This is a genomic window from Kitasatospora sp. NPDC001664 (genome assembly GCF_053596675.1).
The window spans coordinates 395474-412499 of record NZ_JBSFGS010000004.1; the positions used below are offsets into that span (position 1 = coordinate 395474).

Here is a 17026-nt window from a genome sequence, read left to right on the forward strand (position 1 = left end):
ATCCTCCCGACGGAACGGGCACGTGGCCGGCCCGGGGGCGCGAGGAACTGCGCGCAGGGGTACGGCAGCACGTGCAACTGGCTGACGGTGGTTCAGTTGCAGGTGAGCCGCCTTCCGACTCGCGCAGTTCCTCGCGCCCCCGATCGCGTGACCACATACGAAGAAGCTCTAGCGCGGGACGAGGCCGAGCCGGAGAGTGGTGAGGTCGACCGAGCCGGGCAGGGGGCGGTGGGCGTCGAGGGCCGGGCGGCCACCGGTGACGCGGTGGCCGCGCAGGACCTCGGCGACCAGGGCGGTGAGCACCAGCAGCCCCAGGTCCTCCCCCGGGCAGCGCCCCCCGCCGTGGCTGAACGGGGCCATCACCGGGTCGAGTTCGGCCCCGGGCACCAGCCACCGCGCCGGGACGAACAGGTCCGCCCCCCGCACCTGCTCCGGGTCGCGCTGGTGGAAGGCCGCGGGCAGCAGCAGCGTCGTCCCGGCCGGGTGCCTGACGCCCCGCCAGGTGGTCTCGGCCCGCGTCACCCGCACCAGGTCCGGCACCAGCGGGAACAGCCGCAACGCCTCCCGCACGCAGGCCCGCACCCGCGGCAGTCCGGTCCCGGCCGGGCCCCCGGCCGGGCCGCCCGCCTCCACCTCCGCCCACGCCGCGTGCTGCTCCGCCGGGTGGGCGGCGAGCAGCAGCAGGGTGCGGGCGAGCATGGTGCCGAGCAGGTCGAGTGCCAGCAGCCAGTGGTGGGCCTGGCCGACCGGGTCGAGCTCCCCGGTCGGGTCGGGGTGCGCGCGCACCCGGCCGAGCAGCGTGTGGCCGGGGGCGTCGGCGGCGTACGCGGCCAGCCGGGCGTCGGCCCTGGCGTACCGGGCGGCGGCCTCCCGGGCCGGGCCCTTGCGCAGGCCCATCCAGTTGGCCTCGCGGCGCAGCGCGAGGAGCAGGTCGGTGAGCGGCTGGTCGTCCGCCGCGGCGTCCCCGAGCACCGTCCGCCGCCCGATCCGGCTCGCTGCCCGCTGGAGCGAAGCGGTGTCCAGCGTCCGCCCGGCGGTCAGGGTCCGGACCTCCTCCGCGACCACGGCCAGGAACGGCTCGCAGGACGGGTGCGACGGCGAACCGGCCGCCAGCACCCGGTCGTTGACCTCCCGCCGCCGCTCGCGCAGCTCGCCGTGCGAGCAGATCACGCCGGTGGGTTCGAAGACCGACAGACTGCGGTGCTTGTCCGGCGCGTCCATCGCCAGGGTCCGCACCGGCTCGGCGTAGAACTGCTCCAGCTCGGGGCGGTCGAGCAGCACCAGCACCGGTCCGGAGAGCCCCCGGACCAGTACCGGCGCGCCGCCGTGGCGGCGCTTCATCGCCCGCAGCGTGGCGAAGGACCAGGCGGACTGGCCGAGCGCCGCGTAGGCCCTGACCACCCCGGGCCGGGCGGAGGCCACGCCCCGGACGAAGGCGGGCAGGGTGTGGGTGGAGACGAACCGCAGCGTCTGCGCCCGTCCGGCCCGGACGGGCTCCCCGGCGCGGGGCGCGGCCACCCGCGGTTCGCCCGGGGCCTGCACCGAGGTGCTCACGCGCTCACGACCTTCCCCGGGTTGAGCAGGTTCTTCGGGTCGAACAGCCGCTTGAGCCCGCGGTGCAGCTCCAGCGCGACGGGGTCGAGCTCCCGGGCCAGCCAGTCCCGCTTGAGGGTGCCGATGCCGTGCTCGCCGGTGCTGGTGCCGCCGAGGGCCAGTGCGGCGGCCATGATGTCGTCGTACGCGACCCGGGCCCGCCGGGTGGCGTCCGGGTCGGTGCGGTCGAAGAGCACGGTGGGGTGCAGGTTGCCGTCGCCGGCGTGGCCCAGGGTGGCGACGGTCAGGTCGTGGCGGCGGGCGATGCCCTCGATCAGGCCGACCAGCTCCGCCAGCCGGGAGCGCGGCACCGCGACGTCCTCGATGAAGGCGGTCGGCTCGCCGGGCAGCCGGGCGACCATGGCCTGCAGGCCCGGGGTGACCATCCGCCGGGCCTCGATCACCCGGCGGCTCTGGTCCGGGTCGGCGGCCACCGTGAGTTCGATCGCGCCGGCGGCCCGGCAGAGCGCGGCCATCGCGGCGAGTTCGGCGGCCGGGTCGGCGGCGTCGCTCTCCACGATCAGGGTGGCGGCCCGGTCCCCGTCGAGCATCGGGTGGCCGAGTCCGGCGACCGCCCTGGTGGTGGTGCGGTCGAGCAGTTCCAGCGCCGAGGGCAGGTGGCCGGCGGCGGTGATCGCGGCGACGGCGGCGCCCGCGGCGGGCAGGGTCCCGAACTGGGCCAGCATGGCCAGGGCCGGCGGCCGGGCGGGCCGCAGCGCCAGGGTCGCCCCGACCACCACCGCGAGCGTGCCCTCGGAGCCGACCAGCAGCCTGGTCAGGTCGTACCCGGCGACGCCCTTCACGGTGTCCCGGCCGGTGCGCATCCGGCGCCCGTCGGGCAGCACCACGTCCAGGCCGAGCACGTAGTCGGCGGTGACGCCGTACTTGACGCAGCAGATGCCGCCCGCGCCGGTGGCGATGTTCCCGCCGATGGTGCAGACCGCCCAGGAGGCCGGGTCCGGCGGGTAGGTCAGACCGTACGCGGCCACCGCGCGGTCCAGGTCCCGTGTCACGACGCCCGGTTCGCAGCGCACCAGCCGGTTGGCCGGGTCGATCTCCAGGATCCGGTCCATCCGGGTGGTGGAGAGCACGACGCAGCCGTCCTCGGCGTTGGCCGCCCCGGCCAGGCCGGTCCTGGCCCCCTGCGGGACCACCGGGACGTCCAGCTCGTAGGCGGTGCGCAGCACGTGCTGGACCTGCTCGGCGGTCTCCGGGTGGACCACGACCGCGGGCCTGCCGTGCTCGGAGAACGGCGCGGCGTCGTGCGCGTGGGCGGCGAGCACCTCCGGGTCGGTGGAGAGCGCGTCGGCCGGGAGGCCTTCGCCCAACCGGGTGACCAGCGGGCCGGCCGGCCGGGCGACCGGCCTGGCCGGCGTGGATTCGGTGATGACGGACATGGCGCTGCCTTCCGGAAGTGGCGCTAGAGGGTGGGGAGTTCGGTGGCGACCGGGACGTCGATCAGCACCGGCCCGTCCCTGCGCGCGGTGGACTCCCGCACCAGCTTGGTGACTTCGGCCGCGTCCACGGCCCGGTGCGCGCGTACCCCGTAGCCGGTGGCGATGGCGGTGATGTCCAGCCCGGGGATCTCCAGCCCGGGCACGCCGGGGGTGCGCTCCACCTGGGCGAACCACTCGAGGATGGCGTAGCGGGCGTTGCTCAGCACCACGAAGGTGACCGGCAGGTCGTAGCGCGCCGCCGTCCACAGCGCCTGGACGGCGTAGTGCACCGAGCCGTCCCCCAGCACCGCGACCACCGGCCGCTCCGGGACGGCCAGTTGGGCCCCGACGGCGGCGGCCGCCCCGTACCCGAGGCCGCCGCCGGCCGAGAACAGGTACGAGCCGGGCGCGCTGATCCTGGTCGCCCGGTGGAACTGCGGGACGTTGGAGGGCGACTCGTTCACCCAGAGCGTCCCGGCCGGCGCGCCCTCGGCCACCGCCCGCAGCGCGCCGTACGGGCTCAGCCGGCCGTCCTCGCCCAGCCCGTCCCGCGGCTCCTCCGCGACCGTGCCGCCCACCGGGGCACCCGCCGCCAGCCGCTCCGTCAACGCCCGTGCGGTGAGCGCCAGATCGGCCACCACCGCGTCACCGACCGGCGCCCGCGCCGCCTCCTCCGCGTCCCGGGTGAGCAGCACCAGGCCGGCCCCCTCGGGCAGGTACTCCCCCGGCACGTACGGGTAGTAGCGGAACACCGGCGCCCCGATCACCACCACCAGGTCGTGCCCCTCCAGGCAGCGCGCCAACGGGGCGATGGCGGGCGGCAGTTCGCCCCGGTACTGCGGGTGGCTGCGCGGGAAGGAGACCCGCCCGGCCACCGGCGCGGCCCAGACCGGCAGCCCGGTGTGCTCCGCCAGCGCCAGTACCGCGTCCCAGGTCCCCGGCCCGGCCGCGTCCACGTCGTCGCCCACCACCAGGACGGCGCTGCGCGCCCCGGCGATCCGACCGGCCAGCGAGCGGATCGTTTCGGCGTCGGGCGCCCCCGCGTGCACCACCCGGCGCTCGGCGGCGGCCCGTGCCGCGCGCAGCTCACCCGGGGTCAGCTCGGCGTCGAAGTCGTCCATCGGCAACGAGAGGAAGACCGGCCCGCACGGCGGGGTCTCGGCCAGCTGCACCGCCCGGGCCAGCGCGGGCGCCACGTCGGCCGGGCGCGGCGGCTCGTACGCCCACTTCACCGCGGGCTGCGGCAGCAGGGTGGCCTGCGGGTTGCTGAGCAGTGCCTCCATGGTGAGCATCGCCCGCACCTGCTGCCCGGCGGTGACCACCATCGGGGTGCGGTTGGCGCGGGCGTTGAGGATCGCGCCCATCGCGTTGCCGGTCCCGGGCCCGGTGTGCAGGTTGACCAGCGCCGTGCGGCCGCCGGCCTGCGCGTAGCCGTCCGCCATCCCGACCACCACGGCCTCCTGGAGGCCGAGCACGTAGCGGAAGTCGGCCGGGAAGTCCCGCAGCATCGGCAGCTCGGTGGAGCCCGGGTTGCCGAAGACGGTGGTGATCCCGCGGGCGCGCAGCACGTCCAGGACGGCGTGGCGGACGGACGACATGGGTGATTCCCCCTCAAGTCGGAACTTGACCTGGAACCCATGCCTAGTGGTTCGCCCCCCGCTCCCTCACCTCCGCACGGGTGAGCTTCACCCGCCCGGCGGACACCCTTCCACCCCCAGGAGCAAAAGGCCTACGAACGGGGCGTGCGCCGGATCCGACCGGCGCACGCCTCCGGCTCGCGCTACCGAACACACCACCACACGCCGACGCCCCGCCGGACCGTGGTCCGACGGGGCGTCAGCAGCACTCAGGGGTGACGGGACGTCAGCGGTCCCAGGCGGGCCGCTCGGCCTCGACGGGCTCCACCGGCTCCAGGATCGCCACGCACTCGAAGTGGTGGGTCATCGGGAACAGGTCGAAGGCCCGCAGCGCGACCGGCCGGTAGCCGCCCTCGCGGAAGAAGGCCAGGTCACGGGCGAGCGCGGCCGGGTCGCAGGCCACGTACGCGATCCGGCGGGCCTCCAGGCCGGCCAGGTGACGGACCGTCTCCCGCCCGGCCCCCGCACGCGGCGGGTCCAGCACGATCAGGTCGGTCGAGGTGATGCCGGTGCGCGGCAGCAGGCTCTCCACCCGGTCGCACTCGATCCGGACGTTGTCCAGCTCGGCCAGGTTGTGCCGGGCGTCGACCACGGCCTGCTTGCTCGACTCGATGCCGAGCACCGCCCCGTCCTCGCCCACCCGGTCGGCCAGCGCGCCCGCGAACAGGCCCACGCCGCAGTACAGGTCCAGCGCGCTCTCGCCCCACTGCGGGTCCAGGCCGTCCAGCACCGCGTTCACCAGGGTCTCCGGCGCCTCCGGGTGGATCTGCCAGAAACCGCCGTTGGAGACCCGCCAGGTCCGCCCGGCCGCCCGCTCCCGGACGAAGGTCCGGCCGTGCACCCGGTGGAACAGCTCCTGCTCGTCGATCCGGGAGATCGACACCGGCCGGTCCAGCTCCACCAGCGGCAGCTGCGCGCCCGGAGCCGGGGTCAGGATCACCTGACGGTCCGAGGAGCCGCTCGCCGCGATCACCTCGACCGAGGTGACGCCGGGCCAGTCGCGGGACTCCACGCCGAGCTCGGTGACGCCCTCGGCCGCGATCAGGCAGCGGTCCACCGGCTCGACGTCGTGCGAACGGTGGCGCCGCAGACCGACCTTGCCGCTCTCCGGGTCCACCGCGTACTGCATCCGGGTCCGCCAGGCCGGGACCTCACCGGCCGCCAGCTTCCCGCCGACCGGCTCGACGCTGCCGTCCCAGCCCGCCTGCTCCGGCGTCAGACCGGCCAGCTTCGCCAGCTGCTCGGTCAGCACCGCGGCCTTCAGCTTGCGCTGCCCGCCCGGGGTGACGTGCTGCCAGTCGCAGCCGCCGCACTTGCCGGGGCCGGCGAACGGGCACGGCGCGGCGATCCGCTCCTTGGCCGCCTCCAGCACCTCCACCGCGTCGGCCCGCAGGAAGCGCGAGGTGGTGGTGCCCTCGGTCACCTCGGCGACCACCCGCTCGCCCGGCAGCGCGTGCCGGACGAACAGCACCCGGCCCTCGTGCCGCGCCACGCAGTGCCCGCCGCCGTGCGCCACCGGGCCGACCTCGACCTCGTACCGCTCGCCGACCAGCGGGTCGCCGGACGGGACCCGCGGCGCCGCCGGGGCCTTGAGCGCCTTCGCCGGACGGGCCGCCTTCGCGGCCGGCTGCGCCGTGCGCAGCGCCTTCGGCGGGCGCACCGTCTGCTTCTTCGCGGTCTTCCCGGCCCCCGGAACGGACTCGGCGGTGACCTTGGCGGCGGCCTTGGCCCCGGGCAGCTTGCCCTTCTTCCACAGCGCGGAGGCCGCCGCCGCGGTCGGCGCGGCCTGGCCCTGCGGCTGCTCCTCGTCGCGCACCCGCGGCGCGGTCTGCGCGGTGTAGCCGTCACGGTCGGTCGCCGTCGGCCGGGCCGGCTTGGAGCTCCAGCGCGGACGGGCCACCTGCCCCGGCTTGCCGCCGGTGGACTTGGCCTTTCCGGAGCCCTTGCCGGAACCGCCGGAGCGTCCGGCGCCGGAGGAACGGGGCGGGTTGTTGCGGGTCACGAATCGGCGTCCTTGGTGGAGTTGCTGGCGGCGTTGCTGGAAGCCTTCGACTCTACGCGCTGCGGACGCGGTTCACCGCGCCGCACCGAACCGGGAGCGGACCACGCCTTCTGCGGGCGGCGCCGCTCGGAGGACTCCAGCTGCCACGGCACCGAGGTCACCATGACGCCCGGCTTGAACAGCAGACGGCCCTTCAGGCGCAGCGCGCTCTGGTTGTGCAGCAGGTGCTCGTACCAGTGGCCGACCACGTACTCGGGGATGTAGACCATCACCACGTCGCGCGGGCTGGAGCGGCGCAGGTTCTTCACGTAGTCCAGCACCGGGCCGGTGATCTCGCGGAACGGCGAGTCCAGCACCTTCAGCGGGATCTCGATCCCGCGCTCGTCCCAGTCCCGCCGCAGCGCCTCGGTGTCCTTGGGGTCCACGTTGACCGTGACCGCCTCCAGGGTGTGCGAGCGCGCCAGCCGGGCGTACGCCAGCGCGCGCAGCGCCGGCTTGTGCAGCTTGGAGACCAGCACGATGGCGTGCACCCGGGTCGGCAGCACCACGTCGTCCGGCACCTCGGCGGCGACCAGCTCGCGGGAGACCCGGTCGTAGTGGCGGCGGATCGCCTTCATCATCACGAACAGCACGACCATCGCGGCGATCGCGATCCAGGCGTGGCTGATCTTGGTGGCCAGCACCACGATCAGCACGGCCATCGTCATCACCAGGCCGAAGGCGTTGATCGCCCGGCTGCGCTGCATGTGCGAGCGCTTCTTCGGGTCCTTCTCGACCCGCAGCAGCCTGGTCCAGTGCCGGATCATGCCCGACTGGCTCATGTTGAAGGAGACGAAGACGCCGACGATGTACAGCTGGATCAGCCGGGTCGGGTCCGCGTCGAAGGCGACGATGAACAGGATCGCCGCGCCCGCCAGCAGGATGATGCCGTTGGAGAAGGCCAGCCGGTCGCCGCGGGTGTGCAGCTGCCGGGGCAGGTAGCGGTCCTGGGCCAGGATCGAGCCGAGCACCGGGAAGCCGTTGAAGGCCGTGTTGGCGGCCAGCACCAGGATCAGGCCGGTCACGGCGGCGATGAAGTAGAAGCCCGGCGTGAAGTTGGAGAACACCGCCTCGCTGATCTGCGCCAGCGCCGTCTTCTGGTGGTAGTCCGCCGGGGCGCCCACCAACTGGCTCGGGTCCTCCGCCATCTGGGCCCCCGTCAGCCGGGCCAGGTAGATGATGCCCATGAACATCACGACCGCGAACAGCGCCATCATCAGCAGCGTGGTCGCCGCGTTCCTGCTCTTCGGCTTGCGGAAGGCCGGCACGCCGTTGGAGATCGCCTCCACGCCGGTCAGCGCCGCACAGCCCGAGGAGAACGCCTTGAGCAGCAGGAAGACCAGCGCGAAGCCGGCCAGGTTCTCGTCCCCGGGCAGCGCCTGGAGCTGGAAGCCGGCGCTCTCGGCCGGCATGTCCGTACCGAAGAACACGCTCCGGACCATGCCGTAGCCGATCATGCCCATGATGCCGATCATGAACGCGTAGGTCGGGATCGCGAACGCCGTCCCCGACTCCCGCACCCCGCGCAGGTTCATCCCCATCAGCACCACGACCAGCGTGATCGAGATCGCCATCTCGTGGCCCCGCAGCGCCGGCACCGCCGAGACCACGTTCGCCACGCCCGAGGTCGTGGACACCGCCACCGTCAGGATGTAGTCGACCAGCAGCGCGCTCGCCACCACCAGACCGGAGTTCGGCCCGTGGTTGACGGTCGCCACCTCGTAGTCACCGCCACCGCTCGGGTAGGCGTGCACGTTCTGCCGGTACGAGGCCACCACCGCGAGCATCACGACCGCGACCACGAGGCCGATCTGCCACGAGAAGTGGATCGCCGAGACGCCCGCCACCGACAGGGTGAGCAGGATCTCCTCGGGGGCGTAGGCCACCGAGGACAGCGCGTCGGAGGCGAACACGGGCAGCGCGATGCGCTTGGGCAGCAGGGTCTCGCCCAGCTTGTCGCTGCGCAGGGCGCGACCGAGCAGGATGCGTTTCGGTAGATCAGCAGGCATAGGCACAGAGGAATCGTAGGGGCTCCCCCCGCGGAGGTGCGCTCCGGTGGCCCCCTTCCTCGGGACTGTGTTCGGAGGACCGGCTAGCGTGTCGCATGATGAGGACGCGGGAACCATCCGGTTCACCCGCCACACACGGGGCCGAACGACTCGGCCGAAGGACCCCCGGAACGGGGGCGGAAGGATGACGATCGGTGTCTGCGCAGGTCATGTTCCCCACGGACCAGGTGAGGTAGGCGTCCCGTGCACATCGTCATCATGGGCTGCGGCCGGGTGGGCTCGGCACTCGCCCGCGCCCTGGAGAAACAGGGTCACTCGGTGGCCGTCGTCGACCAGGACCCGACCGCCTTCCGCCGGCTCGGCGCCGGCTTCAACGGCCGCCGGGTGACCGGCGTCGGCTTCGACCAGGACACCCTGCGCGAGGCCGGCATCGAGGAGGCGGGCGCCTTCGCCGCCGTCTCCAGCGGTGACAACTCCAACATCATCGCGGCCCGGGTCGCCCGGGAGAACTTCGGCGTCGAGAACGTCGCGGCCCGGATCTACGACCCCCGCCGCGCCGAGGTCTACCAGCGCCTGGGCATCCCCACCGTCGCCACCGTCCGGTGGACCGCCGACCAGATGCTGCGCCGCCTGCTCCCCAGCGGCGGCGAGCCGCTCTGGCAGGACCCCAGCGGCAGCGTCCAGCTCGCCGAGGTCGCCTACGCCCCCTCCTGGGTCGGCCACCGGCTCTCCGAGCTGGAGGAGGCCTCCGGCGCCCGGATCGCCTTCCTGACCCGCCTGGGCGAGGGCGTCCTGCCGACCCCTCAACTGGTCGTCCAGGAGGGCGACCTGGTGCACGTGATGCTGCGCCGCGCCGACCTGACCACCGTCGAGGCCGCGTTCGCGCAGGGTCCGCAGGAGGATGAGCACTGATGCGAGTCGCCATTGCCGGGGCCGGCGCGGTCGGCCGCTCGATCGCGGGCGAGCTGCTGGAGAACGGCCACGACGTCCTCCTGATCGACAAGAACCCGGGCTCCATCTCGGTCGAGCGCGTCCCGATGGCCGAGTGGCTGCTGGCCGACGCCTGCGAGATCACCTCGCTGGACGAGGCCGCGCTCCAGCGCTGCCACGTGGTGATCGCCGCCACCGGTGACGACAAGGTCAACCTGGTGGTCTCGCTGCTCGCCAAGACCGAGTACGGCGTGCCGCGGGTGGTCGCCCGGGTCAACAACCCCAAGAACGAGTGGCTCTTCAACGAGTCCTGGGGCGTGGACGTCGCCGTCTCCACCCCGCGCCTGATGTCCGCGCTGGTCGAGGAGGCCGTCAGCGTCGGCGACCTGGTCCGCCTGATGCGCTTCAGCCAGGGCAACGCCAACCTGGTAGAGCTCACCCTGGCCGGCGACGCCGCGCTGGTCGGCACCCGGGTCGGCGACGTCGCCTGGCCCGCCGACACCGCGCTGGTCACCATCATCCGCGAGGGCCGGGTCCTGGTGCCGGGCAAGGACGACACCCTGGACGGCGGCGACGAGCTGCTGTTCGTGGCCGCCCAGGAGCGCGAGGAGGAGCTCGAGGAGCTCCTCTCGGCGGGCTCCGCCCAGCAGTAACTCCCGTACCGGACAAGGAAAAGGGCCCCCTCGGGGGCCCTTTTCTCAGCTCTGCTCCTGCTCCTCCTCGACCTCCGCCTTGATCGGCGGCGGCGCCTTGAGCAGGATCTGCCAGGTCACGTACATCGCCAGCAGCAGCGGCGGGATGCCGAGCGCGACCTTCAGCCAGCCCAGCAGGTTGACGTTCCCGGTGAAGTACAGCGGGAAGAGGATCAGCGGCTTGATGCCCATGATCACCACCCAGGCCCAGGTCGCCCTGGTGTACGCGGCCAGCCGCCCCGGGTTCTTGGTCCGCCAGGTGAACATCTCGCCGGTGATCGGGCCGAGCATCACGCCGATCATCGGCCAGCGCACCAGCGCCGAGATCGCCAGCGCCACGCAGTAGCCGACGTTCCACAGCAGGCCGGGCAGGTAGAAGTTCTCCGCCTTGCCGGTCTTCATCGAGATCCACGCACCGAGCGCGACCCCGAAGACGCCGCTGAAGGCGTGCTGCACCGTCTCCCGGCGGAACAGCCGGATCACCACGAACAGCAGGCTCAGCCCGAGCGCGGCCCAGGCCGCCGGGGCCACCTGGTGGGTGACGTTGAAGGTGATGATGAAGACCAGGCCGGGCAGGGTCATGTCGACCATGCCGCGGACGCCGCCGAAGGCCTGCAGCACCGTGTCGGCCGCCTCCTTCGAGGCGTCCCGCTCCGGCTCCGCCGCCGGATCGGCGGGCTTGGCCAGGTCGAGCTGGGTGGCGGGCTCGCCGCCGGGCAGGTTGGTCACTCTCACTCGCTCCCGTGTCCGGCCGGACGCAGTTCGTAGCGGGGGTTGAAGAGCACGCGGCGCCCGCGTGCGTGGCTGAGCCGGCCGGTCGCGATCAGGCGACGGCCCGGTTCTATCCCGATGATCGAACGACGGCCCAGCCAGACCACGTCGAGGGCGTCCGTCCCGTCGAACAGCTCCGCCTCCAGCGCGGGCACCCCGGCCCGCGGGCGGAGCGTCACGGTGCGCAGGGTCCCGGCCACGGTGACCACCTCGCGGTCCCCCGCGCTCGCGATCGGGGTGCACCCGGCCTCCACCGTGTCCTGCCGGAGCTCGGCCGCGTCCAGCTCCTCGGCGGAGGAGGTCAGGCGGCTGAGCATGCGGCGGAAACGGCCCTGGGGCTGCTCGCTGCTGTTGTCACCACTCATGCCCGAAGGGTACCGGTTTCACGGCCCCGAACGGCAGGGCGAGAGGCGCCTCCGGCAGGGAGGACGGGGAGCTCCGGGCGCCCGTCAGGGCTCGAAGCGGTAGCCCATGCCCGGCTCGGTGATGAAGTGCCGCGGATGGCTCGGGTCGGTCTCCAACTTCCGCCGCAGCTGGGCCAGGTACACCCGGAGGTAGTTGGTCTCGGTCCGGTAGGCCGGCCCCCACACCTCCTGCAGCAGCTGGGTCTGGCTGACCAGCCGCCCGGCGTTGCGCACCAGCACCTCCAGCAGGTGCCACTCGGTCGGCGTCAGCCGGATGTCCGCACCGTCCCGGTTGACCTTCTTCGCCGCCAGGTCCACCGTGAACCCCTCGGTGACCACCACCGCGTCGTCCTCCCCCGCCACCGGCTCGGCCCGCCGCACGGCGGCCCGCATCCGGGCCAGCAGCTCGTCCATCCCGAACGGCTTGGTGACGTAGTCGTCCGCCCCCGCGTCCAGCGCCTCCACCTTCTCGTCCGAGGCGTGCCGGGCCGAGAGCACGATGATCGGCACCCTGGTCCAGCCCCGCAGCCCGCGGATCACCTCCACGCCCTCCATGTCCGGCAGCCCGAGGTCGAGCAGCACCACGTCCGGGTGCTTGGCCGCGGCCAGCTCGAGGGCCGACGCACCGTCATGGGCGGCGTCCACCTCGTACTTCCGGGCCTTGAGGTTGATCACCAGCGCGCGGACGATCTGCGGTTCGTCGTCCACCACGAGGACCCGGGTCATTCCGGCTCCACCTTCCGTTCGTCGTTGTCGTCCAGGTCCGCCGCGGGCAGCGCGACCACCATGGTCAGTCCTCCCCCGGGGGTGTCCTCGGCGGTGACGGTGCCGTCCATCGCCTCCACGAAGCCCCGGGCCACCGCCAGCCCCAGGCCCACGCCGGCCCCGCGCGGGGCGTCGCCGTACCGCTGGAACGGCGCGAAGATCCGTTCCCGGGCCTCCACCGGCACCCCCGGCCCGCGGTCCACGATCCGCACCTCGACCCGCCGTCCGGCCCCCGGCCGGTCCAGCACCGAGGCCCGCACCAGCACGTCGCCGCTGTACTTCACGGCGTTCTCCACCAGGTTGGCCAGCGCCCGCTCCAGCAGCCCGCCGTCGGCCCGCACCATCGGCAGCGACTCGGGCACGTCCAGCCGCACCGCCCCGGTCGGCACGCCGCCGAGCGCGTACGGGACCACCTCGTCCAGGTCGGTGTCGCGGATCAGCGGGGCGACGGTGCCGGTCTGCAGGCGGCTCATGTCGAGCAGGTTGTTGATCAGGTGGTCCAGCCGGTCGGCGCCGGTCTCGATCCCGGCCAGCAGCTCCGCCTCGTCCTCGGCGCTCCACTCCACGTCCTCGGTGCGCAGCGAGGAGACGTTGGCCTTGATCCCGGCCAGCGGGGTGCGCAGGTCGTGCGAGACGGCAGCCAGCAGTGCCGTGCGGATGCGGTTGCCCTCGGCCTCCCGGCGGGCCGCGGCGGCCTCGCCGAGCAGCCGGCGGCGCTCCAGCAGGGCCGCCCCCTGGGCCGCGTACGCCCCGAGCAGCCGGCGGTCGGCGGCGGGCAGCACCCGGCCGCGCAGCACCAGCGCCAGGTGGTCCCCGACCGGCACGTCCACGTCGCCGTCCTCGGGCCGCGCGGGCGGATCGGTGCCGCGGGCCGCCGCCGGACGCCAGGGTGAGTGGTCGTCAGGACGCTCCAGCAGCGCGGCCGACTCCTGCTGGAAGGTCTCCCGGACCTGGTCCAGCAGGGCGTCCAGCATCCCGTTCCCGTTCGGCGTGCCGCGCAGGACCGTTCCGGCCAGCGCGCTCAGTGACTGCGCCTCGGTCTGGCTGAGCGCGGCCTGCTGGGTCCGTCTGGCGGCCAGGTCCACCACCGAGGCGACCGCGATGCCGACGGCGGTGAAGATCGCCACCGCCAGGATGTTCCGCGGTTCCGAGATGGTGAAGGTGTGGACCGGCGGCGTGAAGTAGTAGTTCAGCGAGGAGGAGGCCACCAGCGCCGAGGCGACGGCCGGGTAGAGGCCGCCGACCAGCGCCGCGCAGACGGTCAGGCAGAGGAAGAGCAGCATGTCGGTGGAGAGCCCCAGGCCGTCCACGTGGACCAGCAGCAGGGTGAGCAGCGGAGGACCGCCGACCCCGATCAGCCAGCCCAGCAGCGTCCTGGTCCGGCCCAGGTCCATGACCCGCCGCACCGGCAGCGTGCCGCGGCCCACGGCCGCCTGCTCGTGGGTGACGGTGTGCACGTCGATGTCGCCGCTGTCCCGGGTGACGGTGGCGCCCACCCCGGGCCCCCACAGGTACTGCCAGGCCGGTCGGCGGCTGGAGCCCAGCACGATCTGGGTGGCGTTCACCCCGCGCGCGAAGTCCAGCAGGGCCGGCGCCGGGTCGTCGCCCAGCACCGTGTGGAAGGAGCCGCCCAGGCTCTCCACCAGGGCGCGCTGCTCGATCAGCGTCCGCGAGGCGCCCACCGGCGCCGACAGGCCGTCGGACCGGGCGATGTGCACGGCCAGCAGCTCACCGCCGGACGCCCGGTCGGCGATCCTGGCCGCCCGGCGGATCAGGGTGGCGCCCTCCGGACCACCGGTCAGCCCGGCCACGATCCGCTCCCGGGCCTGCCAGGTCCCCTCGATCCCGTGCTCGGCGCGGTAGCGCTGGAGGTACTCGTCCACCCGGTCGGCCGTCCAGAGCAGCGCCAGCTCCCGCAGCGCGGTCAGGTTCCCCGGCCGGAACCAGTTGGCCAGCGAGGCGTCGACCTTCTCCGGCGCGTACACGTTCCCGTGCGCCAGCCGGCGGCGCAGCGCCTCCGGATCCATGTCCACCAGCTCGACCTGGTCCGCCCGGCGCACCACCTCGTCCGGCACCGTCTCCCGCTGCCGCACCCCCGTGATGCCCTCCACCACGTCGCCCAGCGACTCCAGGTGCTGGATGTTCACGGTGGAGACCACGTCGATCCCGGCCTCCAGCAGCTCCTCGACGTCCTGCCAGCGCTTGGCGTTGCGGCTGCCCGGCACATTGGTGTGGGCCAGCTCGTCCACCAGCGCCACCGCCGGACGCCTGCGCAGCACCGCGTCCAGGTCGAGCTCTCCGAAGACCGCCCCCCGGTACGTCAGTTCCCGCCGCGGCAGCAGCTCCAGACCCTCCGTCAGCTCGGCCGTCCGCCGCCGCCCGTGGTCCTCCACGAAGGCCGCCACCACGTCCGTGCCGCGCTCGGCCCTGCGGTGCGCCTCCGCGAGCATGGCGTACGTCTTGCCGACCCCGGGCGCCGCCCCGAGGTAGATCCGCAGCCTGCCGCGCGCCATCCGTACCAGTTCCCGCTCTGCCGGGGGCCAGCCCCGGACACCCGTCCGACCCCCCGAGCCTACGGTGATTTACCCGTAAATCCGCTGATCAGGTGAGCCGAACGGTAGTTTTAGCGGTCTCTTGACGCCCACGCCCCCGCGCTGGGCAGGGGGTGCTGTGGAGTCCCCTGTTCCCCACAGCACCCCGAACACGGACACCGGGGCGCACGCGCCTCCGGTCCGGGCTCGTACTGGACACGCCGCAAGCAGGACACGGGTTGCACGGGATTCCGAGAAATTTCGCGGCATCCCCAGCCGACGCCCAGGAAGGCACCCGGCCGGCCGCTCCCGGGAACTCAGTTCCCGGCGCCACCGCTCCGGCCCGCGCTCACCGACGGCACCGGCGAGGGCGACGGCAGCGCGGCGAACTCCTCCGCGGCCGCCCGGAACTCCGGGTCCAGGACCGCCCCCGACACCCCGGTCGGCGTCGCGTCCGTCGTGTACTGCACCAGCAGTACGGCCAACTGACGCCCGGTCAGCCGCGTCGTGACCTCCTCCACCTGCTCCGCCCCCGTGCCACCCGCCTCGAAGGTCCGCAGCGCCACCGACCGGAAGGTCCGCTCCCCCTCCACCCAGCCGCCCCCAGGCTCCGTGCAGTCGGCGGCCTCCAACAGCCGCTGCTCCGCACCCGCCGCCTCGGCCGCCGCGTCGAACTCCAGCAGGAACTGCACCGCCAGCCCCCGCTCCCCGTCCGTCCGCACCAGCTGCCACCGCCGCCCAGCGCCCACCAGCTCGACGAGCCGCGGCACGCACCCCTGCACCGCGGGCAGCCCGAACGTCGAAGCCCCCGTCAACAACGGGCCCCACGGCCCGTACCGACCCTCCGCCACCGGCAACCCGGCCGGTTTCAACAGGAGTTCGGCCCCCGCATCCGACACCGGCATCACCGCATCGGCCCCACCCGCCAACTCCACCGGCCCCGGCAGCAGCAAGGTCGGCGAGATGGTCCGCTCGACCGGCAACCCGGCCAACCCCGCCACCTGCCCACCCATCGAACCCGTCCCGCAGAAGGTGGCCAGCCCCCACACCCCCGCCGAGGTCACCGCCCCCGTCACCGCCACGATCCCGACCCGCCGACGCCTCCGACGCCGCACCGCCCGGCCGAGCAGCTCCTCCGACGGCGGCATCCGCAGCGCGGTCACCTCGGACCGCAGCCCGTCGAACATCCGCTCCAGCCTGACCGTCGAGACGGCCGGACGATCCTGCTCCTCCACGGCGACCGCCCTCCTCTCCGCCCTCTCAGCCACGGCAGCTCAGCTTCCCGTCCAACGTACGCCCCTCGTAGGCCCGTTGAGCCGGCACCACCGAATCGGAGACGGACGGCCCCGGCCGCTCCTCCGGCACCACCTCCTGCTCCTGGCGGCCCGTCAGTTCCCGGCCGCCCGGCTCCGCCTCGTCCCCCCGCCCAACCTCGGGAGCCCCCACCGGGCCCACCACCGGACCGGCCACCGGTACCCCCGGCTTCGGCTTCGGACCCCCCGAACGCTGAAGGGGCAACGGCGAACCGCCGTCCCCCTCCTCCTCGCCCAACAGCTCCGCCAGCGCCTGCCGCCCGCGGTGCAGCCGGGCCTTCACCGTCCCGACCGGCACCCCCTCGTCCGCCGCGATCTCCGCCACCGCCCGGCCCCCCATGTGATGCAGCACCAACGCCGACCGCTGCGCCTCCGGCAGCCGCCGCAACGCCTCCACCAACGCGACCGACTCCGGCCCCGGCCCCGGAACCGGCGGCCCCTCACCGTGCCGGACCCAACTCCGCAGCGCCGTCCGCGCCCTGCGCCACCGACTGATCGCGATCCGCTGCCCCGTCAGCCGGACCCAGGCCACCGGGTTCTCGTACGCACTCAGCCGGCCCCAGTGGCTCCACGCCCGGACGAACGCCTCCTGCGCGGCGTCCTGGGCCTCACCCAGATCCCCCGTCAGCGCGTACAGATGGGCCACCAACTGACCGTACGCACCTTGGTAGAACGACCTGAAGTCGTCCTCCGCCCCGTGCTCCCGGTCACCACCCATGACCGGTCAGTGTGCCGTGCACCGGTGGGGGTCGGCAACCAGCCGGCCCGTACTCCCGGAAACGCAGAGAAGCCCCCTGACGAATCGTCAGGGGGCTTCTCTTGAATGATTGTTCGGCGGCGTCCTACTCTCCCACAGGGTCCCCCCTGCAGTACCATCGGCGCTGTGAGGCTTAGCTTCCGGGTT

Annotated in this window: 13 protein-coding genes and 1 rRNA gene; 2 read left to right on the forward strand and 12 right to left on the reverse strand. The window is 73.7% G+C overall.

All coding sequences use genetic code 11. The annotated features are described in order from the left end of the window. Nucleotides 1-168 precede the first annotated feature (168 nt). The 5 genes from ACWCYY_RS08830 to ACWCYY_RS08850 form a co-directional block, all read right to left on the reverse strand. Nucleotides 169-1554 carry a cytochrome P450 gene (locus tag ACWCYY_RS08830; RefSeq protein WP_449795539.1) on the reverse strand — a complete coding sequence of 462 codons (1386 nt, stop codon included), beginning with the start codon at nucleotides 1552-1554 and terminating at the stop codon, nucleotides 169-171. Then, nucleotides 1551-2990 (reverse strand): FAD-binding oxidoreductase, encoded by a 1440-nt coding sequence (locus tag ACWCYY_RS08835; RefSeq protein WP_345290879.1) that lies wholly within the window; start codon nucleotides 2988-2990, stop codon nucleotides 1551-1553. Before ACWCYY_RS08835 ends, ACWCYY_RS08830 begins: the two co-directional genes overlap by 4 nt. Nucleotides 2991-3013: 23 nt before the next feature. Next, nucleotides 3014-4627, reverse strand: coding sequence for a benzoylformate decarboxylase (gene mdlC, locus ACWCYY_RS08840; RefSeq protein ID WP_345290878.1), 1614 nt, complete (start codon nucleotides 4625-4627; stop codon nucleotides 3014-3016). 265 nt (nucleotides 4628-4892) lie between these two features. Continuing rightward, nucleotides 4893-6218 carry a class I SAM-dependent RNA methyltransferase gene (locus ACWCYY_RS08845; protein WP_449795548.1) on the reverse strand — a complete coding sequence of 442 codons (1326 nt, stop codon included), beginning with the start codon at nucleotides 6216-6218 and terminating at the stop codon, nucleotides 4893-4895. 446 nt (nucleotides 6219-6664) lie between these two features. Further along, the gene (locus ACWCYY_RS08850) at nucleotides 6665-8722 is read right to left on the reverse strand and encodes an APC family permease (protein WP_380149969.1); all 2058 of its coding nucleotides are present in this window, start codon (nucleotides 8720-8722) and stop codon (nucleotides 6665-6667) included. Between the two features lie 237 nt (nucleotides 8723-8959). Here ACWCYY_RS08850 and ACWCYY_RS08855 point away from each other — a divergent pair, with 237 nt between their 5' ends. Beyond that, nucleotides 8960-9628 carry a potassium channel family protein gene (locus ACWCYY_RS08855; RefSeq protein WP_345290876.1) on the forward strand — a complete coding sequence of 223 codons (669 nt, stop codon included), beginning with the start codon at nucleotides 8960-8962 and terminating at the stop codon, nucleotides 9626-9628. Next, on the forward strand, nucleotides 9628-10299 hold the full coding sequence (locus ACWCYY_RS08860) for a potassium channel family protein (protein ID WP_345290875.1): 672 nt from the start codon (nucleotides 9628-9630) through the stop codon (nucleotides 10297-10299). The genes ACWCYY_RS08855 and ACWCYY_RS08860 overlap by 1 nt, the downstream gene beginning before the upstream one ends. Nucleotides 10300-10344: 45 nt before the next feature. Here the strand turns inward: ACWCYY_RS08860 and ACWCYY_RS08865 are convergent, their stop codons facing one another. The 7 genes from ACWCYY_RS08865 to rrf all read right to left on the reverse strand — a co-directional run. Next, nucleotides 10345-11067, reverse strand: a complete 723-nt coding sequence (locus ACWCYY_RS08865) for a DUF3159 domain-containing protein (protein ID WP_345290874.1) — start codon at nucleotides 11065-11067, stop codon at nucleotides 10345-10347. 2 nt (nucleotides 11068-11069) lie between these two features. Continuing rightward, complete coding sequence (locus ACWCYY_RS08870) at nucleotides 11070-11474, reverse strand: OB-fold nucleic acid binding domain-containing protein (RefSeq protein WP_345290873.1); 405 nt, start codon at nucleotides 11472-11474, stop codon at nucleotides 11070-11072. Between the two features lie 84 nt (nucleotides 11475-11558). After that, nucleotides 11559-12239 (reverse strand): response regulator, encoded by a 681-nt coding sequence (locus ACWCYY_RS08875; RefSeq protein ID WP_345290872.1) that lies wholly within the window; start codon nucleotides 12237-12239, stop codon nucleotides 11559-11561. Then, nucleotides 12236-14791, reverse strand: a complete 2556-nt coding sequence (locus ACWCYY_RS08880) for a DUF4118 domain-containing protein (protein WP_449795540.1) — start codon at nucleotides 14789-14791, stop codon at nucleotides 12236-12238. Before ACWCYY_RS08880 ends, ACWCYY_RS08875 begins: the two co-directional genes overlap by 4 nt. Before the next feature lie 335 nt (nucleotides 14792-15126). After that, nucleotides 15127-16044 carry a hypothetical protein gene (locus ACWCYY_RS08885; RefSeq protein ID WP_449795541.1) on the reverse strand — a complete coding sequence of 306 codons (918 nt, stop codon included), beginning with the start codon at nucleotides 16042-16044 and terminating at the stop codon, nucleotides 15127-15129. A gap of 25 nt (nucleotides 16045-16069) precedes the next feature. Beyond that, entirely contained in the window at nucleotides 16070-16840 is a 771-nt protein-coding gene (locus ACWCYY_RS08890; protein WP_449795542.1) for a SigE family RNA polymerase sigma factor, read from the reverse strand. 111 nt (nucleotides 16841-16951) lie between these two features. Next, nucleotides 16952-17026: ribosomal RNA gene (gene rrf / locus ACWCYY_RS08895) — 5S ribosomal RNA — on the reverse strand; the annotation flags it as partial.